Source organism: Desulfopila aestuarii DSM 18488 (assembly GCF_900143695.1).
In the GTDB taxonomy this organism is placed as follows: domain Bacteria; phylum Desulfobacterota; class Desulfobulbia; order Desulfobulbales; family Desulfocapsaceae; genus Desulfopila; species Desulfopila aestuarii.
Map to the genome: position 1 here is coordinate 1 of NZ_FRFE01000057.1, position 12,364 is coordinate 12,364.

Annotated in this window: 12 protein-coding genes; 2 read left to right on the top strand and 10 right to left on the bottom strand. The window is 45.0% G+C overall.

Annotation, left to right across the window (positions count from 1 at the left end; all coding sequences use genetic code 11):
- Positions 1 to 327 precede the first annotated feature (327 nt).
- From BUF15_RS25345 to BUF15_RS25380, 8 genes are all read right to left on the bottom strand, one after another.
- Positions 328 to 840: a hypothetical protein gene (locus BUF15_RS25345; RefSeq protein WP_073617043.1), complete on the bottom strand. Its 513-nt coding sequence runs from the start codon at positions 838 to 840 to the stop codon at positions 328 to 330.
- Between the two features lie 383 nt (positions 841 to 1,223).
- Entirely contained in the window at positions 1,224 to 1,901 is a 678-nt protein-coding gene (locus BUF15_RS25350) for a hydrolase (protein ID WP_073617045.1), read from the bottom strand.
- A gap of 31 nt (positions 1,902 to 1,932) precedes the next feature.
- A complete protein-coding gene (locus BUF15_RS25355; RefSeq protein ID WP_073617047.1) occupies positions 1,933 to 2,490 on the bottom strand; it encodes an NADPH-dependent FMN reductase in 558 nt (185 codons plus the stop codon).
- 40 nt (positions 2,491 to 2,530) lie between these two features.
- Complete coding sequence (locus tag BUF15_RS25360; RefSeq protein WP_073617049.1) at positions 2,531 to 3,244, bottom strand: pirin family protein; 714 nt, start codon at positions 3,242 to 3,244, stop codon at positions 2,531 to 2,533.
- A 77-nt stretch (positions 3,245 to 3,321) separates the two neighbouring features.
- Positions 3,322 to 3,756, bottom strand: coding sequence for a MarR family winged helix-turn-helix transcriptional regulator (locus BUF15_RS25365; protein WP_073617051.1), 435 nt, complete (start codon positions 3,754 to 3,756; stop codon positions 3,322 to 3,324).
- Between the two features lie 495 nt (positions 3,757 to 4,251).
- Positions 4,252 to 4,740, bottom strand: coding sequence for an RrF2 family transcriptional regulator (locus BUF15_RS25370; protein ID WP_073617053.1), 489 nt, complete (start codon positions 4,738 to 4,740; stop codon positions 4,252 to 4,254).
- Between the two features lie 215 nt (positions 4,741 to 4,955).
- Positions 4,956 to 5,327 (bottom strand): pyridoxamine 5'-phosphate oxidase family protein, encoded by a 372-nt coding sequence (locus tag BUF15_RS25375; RefSeq protein WP_073617055.1) that lies wholly within the window; start codon positions 5,325 to 5,327, stop codon positions 4,956 to 4,958.
- Between the two features lie 332 nt (positions 5,328 to 5,659).
- A complete protein-coding gene (locus BUF15_RS25380; RefSeq protein WP_073617057.1) occupies positions 5,660 to 7,903 on the bottom strand; it encodes a molybdopterin-containing oxidoreductase family protein in 2,244 nt (747 codons plus the stop codon).
- 187 nt (positions 7,904 to 8,090) lie between these two features.
- Between BUF15_RS25380 and BUF15_RS25385 the strand changes: the two genes are divergently transcribed.
- Both BUF15_RS25385 and BUF15_RS25390 read left to right on the top strand, forming a co-directional pair.
- Positions 8,091 to 9,065, top strand: a complete 975-nt coding sequence (locus BUF15_RS25385) for a GlxA family transcriptional regulator (RefSeq protein WP_073617059.1) — start codon at positions 8,091 to 8,093, stop codon at positions 9,063 to 9,065.
- A 203-nt stretch (positions 9,066 to 9,268) separates the two neighbouring features.
- Entirely contained in the window at positions 9,269 to 10,216 is a 948-nt protein-coding gene (locus tag BUF15_RS25390; RefSeq protein ID WP_073617061.1) for a DMT family transporter, read from the top strand.
- 63 nt (positions 10,217 to 10,279) lie between these two features.
- Here the strand turns inward: BUF15_RS25390 and BUF15_RS25395 are convergent, their stop codons facing one another.
- Together BUF15_RS25395 and BUF15_RS25400 are read right to left on the bottom strand one after the other, a co-directional pair.
- Positions 10,280 to 10,657 (bottom strand): hypothetical protein, encoded by a 378-nt coding sequence (locus BUF15_RS25395; protein ID WP_073617063.1) that lies wholly within the window; start codon positions 10,655 to 10,657, stop codon positions 10,280 to 10,282.
- A gap of 216 nt (positions 10,658 to 10,873) precedes the next feature.
- Complete coding sequence (locus BUF15_RS25400) at positions 10,874 to 11,353, bottom strand: site-specific integrase (RefSeq protein WP_073617065.1); 480 nt, start codon at positions 11,351 to 11,353, stop codon at positions 10,874 to 10,876.
- Positions 11,354 to 12,364: the final 1,011 nt, after the last annotated feature.

Below are 12,364 nucleotides of genomic sequence, written 5' to 3' on the forward strand. Positions count from 1 at the left end.
ATATCGTTCAACCTGGACAAGTTCCAGAATTGATACCAATCGTTCCTCCTGTTCAGTTAACGGTGTTGGCAAGCATTGGTTTAGATGAGGAAATAGACTTCCTTGGACACGTCCCATCAACCATGATATCGTGTCTATGAGCTTCATGGCATTCTCCTTGGATTGGTTTTGCTGGATACAAAACTATACCAGGAAATGCCATGAAGCTCTATTATTTCAGCGTGTTAAATCAAAATACTCCCTGATTCTGTTATTGCACGTCTTTTTGCAAGAGGCTCGAGAATATAAAAATTTGTGCGCGTCTTCCGGGTTGTGTGGATGCCCTTGTTATATGTGTTTTCCTTTTGTCGATCTCCAAGGTTTGAAAATTGAAATAAAAATAGTCACTATCAGCAACAAAACTTGAATAGTACCAAAAATTAAGTTCATCTTTTCATTGTATAGGTATTCATCGTCACTCATAGAGGACATTCCGAGTTTTCCAGAGATTTCCATCATATTCGTTTCCCACGGCCCCAGAAAAAATGTTCCAAATAATATGGCCGTAATAGTGACAATCCATTTAAATATAAGCCAATTGTGCTTGAAAAAACCCCAATTACTGAAAACAGAGTATATTAGACCAGTTACCAGACATCCCAAGGCGCCGGGGATTACAACAACTGCCATATCAACATGGTGAATGCTCTGGTTGATTCCATACAGAACTCCATCATCAGCAACTTTATCTTTTAAGAAATAGAGCAATACCAGGGAAACAGCACCACCAACCCAACAAGAAACTGCAATCAAGTGAAAACCTTTAAGCCATTTTATTCCATTTGCTTTTAATTTAATCATGTGTGCCTCAAAACAACAATGGATTATACAGCTCTGTGTATCCTGCCACATGTTCGGTTATACAAAAAGACTGCATGTCAGGCAATATGGAAAATAGCAAACAGTATCGTGTAGCTATTGCCAGTTTGAGGTTTGCATTGCCAACCAGAATGCGATGGCAAGTCGTACGAATTAACACCATTCCTGATGCTCTCGCCGAAGAGGAGTGGTCGAGCAGAGTTTTGCAGAGGTCCGCAAATCACGATAGGCGGTTCATATTCCTGCTCCCGCACAGATGATTTGCTTAATGTCTTTTGTGCTAAATAGAGGCAACATGTACGACCATCCCGTAGCTCGTTGCTCTTGGGTGAGACCGAGCTACGGGAACTGTAGAATTTTCTCAACTATACAACAACATGAGGGTTTTTTGTTTTCTGAGGGGCTTTGTGGACCATGGTGTATGCGTAATCAATACCATCACCATATGCGCCACCATGCTGTCGGAAAATTTGAAGCACAGCATCATAATGTTCCTTGTTTGCCCAATCCCGTTGAAATTCCAGTACTGTGGCGACGCTGGTCATTGGTACAGCCCCAGCCTGCACAACTCTTCGTATTGCAGCATCGTGAGCAATATGGGAGGTTGCACCACAGGCATCCTCAACGACATACACATTATACCCTTCATGTAAAAGATTGAGGGTAGGCCAGGCCACGCATACCTCTGTCCAGAGACCAGCAATCACTATGTTCTGTTTGCCGATAGTACGAATAGCCGCCTTGAATTTCTCATCATCCCAGGAGTTCATGCTGCTCCGTTCTATGGGTTGCAGGCCAGGAAAGATATCCATCAACTCGGGCCATATGTACCCACTGAATGATTCGGTTTCGACAGCTGTGAGGATTACGGGAACCCCATATTCTTTTGCACCTTTTGCCAACATCAGAACGTTATTTACCAGTAACTGCCGATCAATGTTGGATACGCCAAATGTCATTTGTGGTTGATGGTCGATAAAAACAACTGCGCAGTTTTCTTTTGTAAGCAATCCACCATCTGTGTCGGAAAGTATGTGAGCCATGACTCTACTCCTTTGGTTAAAATGTCTTTGGTCATTGATTCTTGTACCGGATAGTCATAGCCCATTTCTGCAAAGCTATTAATTGCTCGACTATCAATTCCTGAATTGTTGCGTCGACAAGATTCCCCTCGCCATCGAAACTTGCACTAAAGGCATTGCTGAATACCTCCGGCTTGTTTAACGGATAGAGATCTAAGTACACACATACCTGTCTTAGATGGTATTGAGCTCTTGCCGTACCCATACCGCCACCGGCTCCCATAATCGCAACCGGCTTCCCAGCAAGCAGGTAGTTCTCAGGTGCTCGTGAAACCCAGTCGAGAGCATTTTTCAACGCTGGTGCAATAGAGTAATTATATTCCGGGCAAGCCAAAAGCAAAGCGTCCGCCTTTTCAATGCCATCCTTTAGGGTCTGTACAGGACTTGGAATCTCTTGCAGATCTGCATTGTAAAAAGGGATATCACGAATATCCGCCAATTCTATGGTCATACCTGACGGTGCATGATCTTTTGCAAACCGCAGTAAACCCGCATTGGCCGATTTCTGACGCAGGCTGCCACTAATTCCAAAAACACGGAGTGATTTCATAACAGTATCTCCTATTGCTGATGTTTTTTCTTGTTATTTGTTACAGGTACCGGGGAACCTCAATTGCCAAGAGAATGGTATAGGTATCTGCCTTTACAACGTGATTTTCACTTCCTTCCAAACCTAAACCATCACGTCGATGAACAACATTTCCGTCAATAACTGCACCACCTTCAAGAACAAAGAAATACACGCCGTGGCTTTTGCCCTTTTTCACATAGACGAGCCGTTGACCCGCATCAATGTCGGCCATCGACAGCCAAGCATCCTGGTTTATCCAAATAGTTTCTTCAGAATCTATCGGTGAAACAAGAAGCTGAAATTTGTTCTTTCTCTCATTTGCTTTAAAGACTTTTTGATCGTAACGTGGGGTGATGTCTTTCTCTTTGGGCAGCACCCAGATCTGAAGAAAGTTCACATCTTCAGCAGCCGAATTATTGTACTCAGAATGTGTCAAGCCACTACCGGCCGACATGATCTGCACTTCGCCAGTAGATATAATGTGCAGGTTCCCCATACTGTCCCGATGTCGTAACGATCCGGAAAGAGGAATGGAAATTATCTCCATGTTCTCATGAGGATGTGTACCGAACCCCATTGAAGGTTTGACAACGTCATCATTGAGCACTCTCAGGAGGCCAAAATTCATCCGTTGTGGATTGTAATAACTAGCAAAGCTGAAAGTGTGCCTGCTTGTAAGCCAGCCGTGTTCAGCCAGGCCTCTCGATTCATTTTTATGATATATGGTGTTCATATTAACCTCCTTTGACAGAATGTATGGTCAATGCTGTATTTTATTTCGATATCGAAATATTTGATCAAAAAAAGGGACTACTTGAACTTTCGTAACAGTTTTTCCAAGGTGTCTTTGTCCTGGTCACTGAGAAATGCCAATTCATTGGTCACAACCTGCGCATGACGCGGAAACACCTGCGAAATGAGCTCTTTTCCAGATTCTGTCAATTTCACAGTGACCCTGCGCCTGTCATCACTTGCCCTCTCTCTTTCCACCAGCATCTTTTTCTCTAGACTATCGACTACTGTCGTGAGGTTAGCATTGCTCTTTAAAATCTTGTTGCCAAGCTCACTCTGGGAGAGTGGGCCAAGGTGATATACAGCCTCAAGTACTCCGAATTGACTGATAGTCAGGTTGTCATCTTTCAAATGCTCATGGACTGTGCTTGTCAATTTGTTAGTAGCGCGCATGAGCTTGACAAAAAGGTTTAAAGCATTTCGCTGCTTATCGGGCAGTTGACTGTATTTCAATGTTATCTCCTTTTTTGTTTCGACATCGAATTATTTTAGTTCAAAATATACACCGAAAACTGCATGTCAAGTCACGCTTTGCCAATTTCCTGCTTGAATGGTTAACTCATTCAAAAGCTTGAGCAGTTCATGCAGAGAAAACTGGTGTAGTTCTTAAGAGATACCTTGGCCACATCAATTTGTTTAGCGAATCAATTGATTGAGACTATTCCTGAGAGAGCAGTTCCCGGCATTTCATTGGAATTGGACGAAAATGGAGTAACAGTAGACTGTAGCTTACCAAAGTAAGTTTTCATCAGTTTGGGAAAGATGTTCCCCGAGACAGGCTGGCTGGAGTCAGTCGGGGATCTTGCGTAACTTAATACCTGTCAACCTGTGGTAATAGGTAAAATAATATGTTGAACTGGTTTTGATAATTAAAGATTAAAAGTGGCAATATTTTTTATGTTAAGGCAAATGGATCAGGTCAAATTTGAAGAGCAATGTCTTCAAATATCATAACGTATTGATCCAATTATCAATGGCCATTTTCTTGTCTTTAGAAAAATCGCTGTGTACTTGATCATGCAACCAGCGAAGTGATCTAGAGCGTAATTTGTCTCTAAAAAGCTCTTCAGCTTCCTGTATAACCACTTTTATCAAACACGGACATTTGTCTGTAAAAACAGATGGATCATCTACAAAAATGTTCTTTTTTCGGATTTCAGCACATTGAAAAAAGAAAGATGGCCCTTCTATCGCTTCAATGATATCCCAAAAAGAGATATCTTCTGCCTGTCTTGCCAGTTCGTACCCGCCTTTAACACCAGGTATGGATCGAACAATTCCGCTCTTTCTTAACTTAGCGAAAGCTTTCGACAGGTATGTTTCAGATATTGCATTCAATTCTGCGATTTGCTTGATGCCGACAGTCTTCCCTTCTGGAAGATCAACCAAATAGAACAACGAATGAAATGCGTACTCTACTCCAACACTGAACTGCATCTGATTCTCCAGTAGCAAATGCTATTGCCTTACGTTTCAGTCATTATTTTCACTAACTGAATGAAATTACAATAGGCTAATGTACAGAGTTCTCTTCTCCCAGGCTAGAATATTTATTAAGAACGACATCTCCCAATATTTGTTGCTCTGAACTTTTGGCCAGATGAGATGATCAGGAGGTGTCGCTCTATGTAGAGAAAATGCAATAAGAAATGCTAAATTGTCTGTTTTACGGATGAAACCGTGACCTCAAGAACACGATTAGCCCAAGAAAATTTTTGCTTTATCAAATCAAACTCTGGACCGAAATTCATGAATCTCGCTGTTCCGCTGATCAGGTATCCTGTTCCAGGCCCCATCTTCCCTTCGATCTCTTTCGTGCCAAGGGTAAGCAATACGTTGTTGTTCTTCTCCACTTTCTTCTGAGTCTTTCTCATGCCATAAACAGGAATAAGCATCCGGTTCTCGCCAGGAAAAGCCAGGTAGGAATTCCAGGTATTCACCACATGAGCCTCATCATCTGAACATGATACTATGGCAACAACACCTTCTTTGCTAACTACCGTCATAAATCTTTCGTCAAACATAGTGATTCTCCAAGTTGAATAATAATCTCTATTGTGGATATTAATTATCTACAATAGAGATTATTTATGCTGAAATACGATTGTTGTCAATACGAGATTTTTGGGAAAAATCCTCCCCCCTTGGTTTATATCTCAAGAATAGAGGGGTAAGTCCTTCGATAGATGAGAAATTTTGTATGCTTTAAACAGTAATGGTACATCTTCAGCATACAGGAAGAGAAGTGCGTGGAAGTTTCTCATGAACTCTTGTCACAGGAAGGATGGCGGAAATACAGAGCTGACCTTGAAAAGCAAGATCGGCTCTGTATAAAAAGGGAGAATGGCAAACCATGCTATGCGTTGTTTGCCTCAAGACGGCAGGGGATATATCTGTGTAGCGGTGTACCGAAACGATCGCGATTGGTGTTCTTGGTGAGACGGTTTACGTTCACGCCATACACCTTGCCATCATACAGAAGACCGAAGCCATGCGGAATCATGACAGTACCAGCCCTTACCTGATCGGTTATTTCAAGTTCTCCAGCTTCGCTGCCTGCTTCCGTCGTTACCAGAACCTGCTGACGTTCGATAAGCCCTAAATTTCTTGCATCGTTAGGGTGCACGGCGATGGTGCAGGCTCGTTTCCCCTTATTCCATTCCGGATCTCTCATAAGGGTATTCGCGTTATATTGCATGTGACGACCGGCCATAAGAATAAACGGGTATTCCTTTGATCCCCCTAATAATTCCCGCTCATTTTGCGGAGACAGCGAGAGCACTTCCGCTTCCATCTCTTCGATATGGATTTCCAATTTTCGTGATTTGGTTCGGAGGCCAGTAGTTGGTTGTGCAGCATCGGCATTTCCAAGCCAGATTCCCTGCGGATTGTCGAGCACGGCGCAAAACATACGTTCCCCTTGATCCGGTCCAGTGGTAAAGCCTGCCCGTGCTCCATTCTCTCGGGCTGCTTGTGGCAAGGTCATCAACATACCCCACAATGCTGCCTGGTTAGCGCTGCCCAGGCACTGTCCCAAGGTCCTTGCCAGAATAAATGGCATGGCACTGCGGATAGATGGCATTCGTGCAGCCCATTGCATGAGTTTTGCCCCAAACATGAGGCGATTGCCCCCGGCGGCATGAACAACCTCTTCGGGAATTTCGGGAATCAGCCCCAATTTATCTGCCAGGAGGGTGAAAATCTGCGACGGCTCCAGGCACTCATCTGGGGGAGCTACCAACGGTTGCCTCATCTGGAAATAGACCCCGGGATAGGTCCAGGGGAAGAAGGTTCCATCCCAACATTCATACAATGAGCGTGAAGGCAGCACGTAATGGGCAAAGCGGGCCGTTTCGTTCATTACGATATCAGTGACAACCAGTAAGTCGAGAGCAGCGAAGGCATTTTCATAAGCTGTGGTGTCGGGGTAAGATCTCAGGGGGTTGCAGCCATTGACCAAGATTGCCCGAAGACGCTCGGGGTGATCGTTGAGTATTTCTTCCGGTACAACAGCAGGCGGATAGAAACCCGCAGCGGCGGGAAACATCCCGGTGGCGACAGTACGCCATACCTTTGTGCTTCTTTCATCAGCATGTCCCCCCAAGGGGCGAAGCATCCCGGGTATAACATTACCTCCACTGACACCGAAGACCCCACACAATGCTGCAAGAATGGTGAGCAGATAATAGGCGACTGCACTTTTCCTGTTCATGTAAATGCCGAGATCAGGATGCATGCACCACCGCTTACTCGTCATCAATCGACAAAACTCTATTACTTCATCTTTGTTTAACCGGCAGACATCAAGAGCAGCGTCCACGTCCAGGTCACTGAACCAACCGCGTATCGACGTGATACCCTCAACATTTTCCTGAATATACTGTTTGTTCTCCCATCCATTATGAAGAATGATCGTAATCATGGTCTTAAGCAATAATGCATCCGTGCCCGGAGCAATCGCTAAGTGCATGTTAGCCAGTCGGGCGGTTTCACTTTTCCTTGGGTCCACAACGATCAGTAATTTTTTTGGATTCTCTGAAATATCCTTGAGGACCTTTGGCGCTCGTGGCAGCTGATGGCTCCGCATACCGTTCCAGCCCCAGGCAACGAGCATTTCCGTTTCCTGCTCATCAGGGATAGTCAGAATGTGCTGACCGCCGAAGACACGTCCATTGATCCACCAGGCACCGCTGAATTCCTGCCCTGCGGACGAGTAAAGGTATTGCGAACCAAGAGCTCTCATGAGGCTGACACCGAATCCTGCCTCAAAGTGTCCGCCTTGCATGCTGGCTCCCATATAGGCAAGACTTCGCGGACCGTGTGCGGTGCGAATCTGGAGAAGCCTTTCACTGATTTCTTCAATGGCCTTTTCCCAGGATATCGGCACAAACCGCTCTCCGATTCTTTTCAGAGGCGTCGTTAATCTGTCTTTTGGATACTGGTAATACATGACCTTCAGTCCTTTTCGGCAGACATATCCCTTGCTTCTGGGGTTATCCTTGTCTGGCCGGACTTTTGTCATTTTGCCGTTCTCAATAAGAATCTCCAAACCACAGTTTTGAGCACAGAGCACGCAACTAGACTTTTTCCACTCTTCCATTGCCTTTCACCTCTTAGGATGGTTGAAGATTCTTTTGTTAGAAACAGCTTCTTCCCCTCGTTATTTTTAACGTAAAGGCACGTTATCAGTTGTCTCCTCTCGTGCAAAGTGGCATTTATGACAAATACCGTGCAAAAAAAGACATCGATATGCTTTTCCCATCTCATATTATTTTAGAGAGAGCTGCATGAATTTTACCTTTCTCGTCACAGATGACTGCTTTTCATCAGGAGTTGTTGGCTTGCTCGATACCTTCACTATTGCCAACCTTTGGCACCAGGAGCTAACTGGCAGCCGCAAGAAACTCTTTACAACGGAACTTGTTTCAATCGATGGCAGGCCTGTCACCAGCAGTGGCTGTATCGAGCTCAGAACTCACAAATCTATTTCTGAGGCAAGGGATGTTGAATTTATTATCCTGCCGCCAGTATTTCCGTCATCAAAGCTGGGCCAGCAATTAACGACGGCAGTCAGGAGATGGCTCGTTGAAAACAATCGGATGAGCGTTCCTATTGCTGCAGTCTGCACCGGTTCATTTCTTCTTGCCGAGACGGGTTTACTGGATGGCCACGTGGCAACCACAAACTGGCAGTTCGCCCGCCGGTTTCAGCACATGTTCCCCAAGGTCAGGCTTAGACCTGAACTAATCTTGACAGAAGAAGCCGGTCTGATCTGTACAGGTGCTGCAACTGCGTATTTCAATTTAGCACTCACCCTCATTCAACGTTATGGCACAAAGGAACTCGCTGGAGCTTGTGCTAAAGCACTCCTGATAGATCCGAATAGAGAAAGCCAGGCACCGTACTTTCTCGAACCTAAACAGGAAAACCATGCGGATATGGCTATTAAAAAGGCACAAAGGTTTATCGAGAAAAATTACGCAGAAATAGCCATTATCGATGAAGTTGCCGATCATGTCGGTATTAGTCCACGACATTTCAAACGTCGCTTCAAACAGGCAACAGGTCAGGGTCCGCTTGCCTATATTCAAAACTTCCGGATTGAACTGGCAAAGAAGAAATTGGAATTAACACAAGACAGTATTGACGAGATAACCCTCCAGATAGGTTATAAAAACGCAAGTACCTTTCGAAGGTTATTTAAGGACAGAACCAGTCTTAGCCCAAGGGAATACAGGGATAAATTCGCAAGGGCAGGATAAACAGTTCAATATAATTTTATGACATCTGGTTGTTTACTGTATGATACTTCCCTGAAAATGATCCTGCCGCAAAGGAATGGGCAGACAGTTACCTCCGCAGGACATGTAATTCCACAAGATTCAAATTACAATATCGAGAAGGAAGCAATTGCTCATTTCCTATTCTTCAGGTAAAGACCATCGGGAATATAGGAGATGAAAACATGCAGAAAATTCTGCCAATGACGATGAAATCAGCGAAGGTCAACCTTGCAGGCAGCCGTTTCCTGTCTTACCTGGCATGTTTACTGGCTATTCTGCTCTGGTCTGGTTGGATCGTCCTTTCAAGACATGGTGCTCAGACCACACTCTCAGCTATTGACCTCAGTTTCGTCAGGTTCACTACCGCGCTGGTCTGTTCCATTCCGTTGTGGTTCGTCTACAATTGGCGACGCATCCCTATCCATCAACTGCTGTTGGTCAGTTGGAGTGCTGGAGTGTTATATACCACCTTCTGTTTTGCTGGAATGGTCACGGCCAAAGCGGCAACGGCAGGTGTGCTGATTAACGGGTTGTTGCCGGTCTTTGGCGCCGTCATAGGATATCTCTGGAACAGGACGAAAATCAGCACCCTTACTGGTGTTTGTATTCTCAGTATTCTGCTGGCAGACGCAATGCTCATTGGCGGTGATTGGCAGAAACTGGGGAACCCTCAGGGGATCATGGCCATTTTGCTGTTTGCCTGCGCCTCACTGTTTTTCAGTTTTTATGCCGTAGCCGTAAAGAAATGGAATGTCCGGCTGATGGATATCGTAGTCTGGATACCCATTATCAACTTTATTACCATCCTGCCGTTCTGGCTCGGCAGTGATACAGGTATTCCTGCCGCTTCGCTCACGGAAGTTCTGCTTCAGGCGATATTCCAGGGTGTAGTTGTCACGTTGTTCGCAGGGTTTCTTATTGCGCATACGATCAAGACCCTTGGACCTATGACGTCCACCATGTTCATGGCATCTGTACCGGGAATTACCGCGCTGCTTGGCTATATCGTTCTTCAGGAGCCACTGAGCAGTATCGAAGCGATCAGCGTGGTCATATGCATGGCCGCCCTGATGATAAATTCAAGATATGGAATGAGGACGTTTCGTACAAAGAATAACTTTTTGAAGTGAACTGTTACCCCGGTTTGCCTTGGTTTGTTCAAGCTCATGACCCCTTATTGAACTATACAACTATTACAATAACCATTCTTTAGCTTCATCAAAATCCAGAAAGACACGAACATCTTCAGGGGAATCCTCTGCGAGAGATTGGTAAACAGTAGCAATTCCATAAGGTAGCGCATCTGAACAGTATATTGCTGTCTTCATCTTGTCGACATTGTGTTCACTGTAGGTTTTTTCAGTATACACCTTGAGGTCTAAGACTCCGGTCGGAGAGATATCAGTCATGTCTACCTCGGCCACGTCTGACAGTTCATTCATCCCTGGCACCCAGTCTTCCGAGGAGAAGAATCTTGCATATTCATCTAGCATCTCACGATCAGTGATTTTCCCTGACCATTTGGAAAGAAAGTAGTTCTGCTCTTTGAAGGAATTGAATAAGATTCCCATGTGATGCTCCAACAAGTAAAGACGTTACCGAAGGCAAGTTTGCATACTCGAACATATAGCTTCAACAAATTTAGCTGTCCAGCATTCTTATACAACTCAGGTCAATCTCATAGTCAATCTTCTCGATTCCCTCCCTCAGTAATATCTGTGGGGGAAACCGCTCGCCATACCTGCCCATTGTCTCGGAATCGATTGTGTGACCATCGAGTTCATGGATCATGTATGTATCAACCTGATCAGCTTCAGGTGTGTGATGAAGGTATGCCTGAATGGACGAAACGTTATGCCCGCCCCAGAACCACATCGGTTTTTGAACCTTCCATACCATGTAGAAGCAGTCTGTCCATATCCATCTCGACGTTGGTGGAGTTCTGGGAATAAACGTTCTTCACCCTTATCTTGAAGAGATTTCACAAGTTCCAGAAGGCAAATTTCTACCAGCTTTAGATGCACAGGGACCAGCCGCTCACTGGACTGACTTTTGAGCCTCTTCTCTTTCTTATCGTTTATATCAAAAACCCATACACTTCTCTCTTGCTGAATAACCTCAAAGTGAAGCTGGCAGATTTCCTCCTCGCGACACCTTGAGTACAGAGCAATAAGTGGGGTCCAAAATCCATAAGACTGTCTGTGTTTACCCTCTGTGTACTTCTCAGAGCTGAAAATCTTGATGAGGTCATCTTCAGGATCACGCATACATGGAACCGGCTCATGCTGGAAATGATGGCTAGAGGCGGCATGAGAGTAGGAGAAGTCTTAAACCTTACACCTGCAGATACTCAAGAGAGAGCCTGAGTATCCAACGTCCAAAAAGTGGTCGAGTTGACGAGACGGCTTATGCTCTACAGAAAACATCTGTAAGGTTAATTACTTACATCAAACACAAGGATATCGGCAGAAACGACCGTATCTTTTCCCTTTCTTATATTGCCGCTTGGTCGATGGTGAAAAAGGCTGGCAAGATGGTCAATAGCGAGCTGCGTCCACACGACTTCCGACGAGACGACATACAGCCACGTAAGCGTCAAGAGCTGGCACTTCCATTGAGGTAGTCGGCAAAGTTATTCTGCGCCATGTGGATCTATCAACCACCCAGCGGTATCTCGGAAAGGTAAATGACACTGAAGCGATCAGGTGGATCGAGACACCTTATTGATAGGAGAGTGTCAGATCAAATCGAAACTATCTCAGTTTATAACAATCAAAATATTTCCTAATCGATCTCAACCGCATTAAGCTCTGAACTGGCTGGCACCGGATGAGGGCTATTACTCGACGCTGCCAGCATTGGATCTGGCAGCGTTACCAGGGCGGGTTTTCCACTTAAGGAATAAAGGAATCTGTTCAAACGAACTGAGCCACTTCTATGTTCGCCAATCAGGTTGCGCCGTAATACTGTTTCAGATCGCCGTTGACAACCGGTCTAGCCCTCCTTGCATTTGTCTTTTGATTAAGGCTAAAATACCCAATACTCTGTAAATATATCAGGCCTACTCGGATTGCCGGGTGTCTACACCGACAATCAGTACAGCTGCATGCACACATAGGATCTCCGATGGCCGTTGACCTAAGCACAATGCTCAATCTGAACGCGCTCATAGCAGCATTGCTCAGCGTGCTGATGAATGTCTTTGCCTGGCGGAAAAAGGGATACAAAGGTTTTAGGACCATAAGTTTTTCGTATATTGTTTTCGGGGCGGGCCTCCT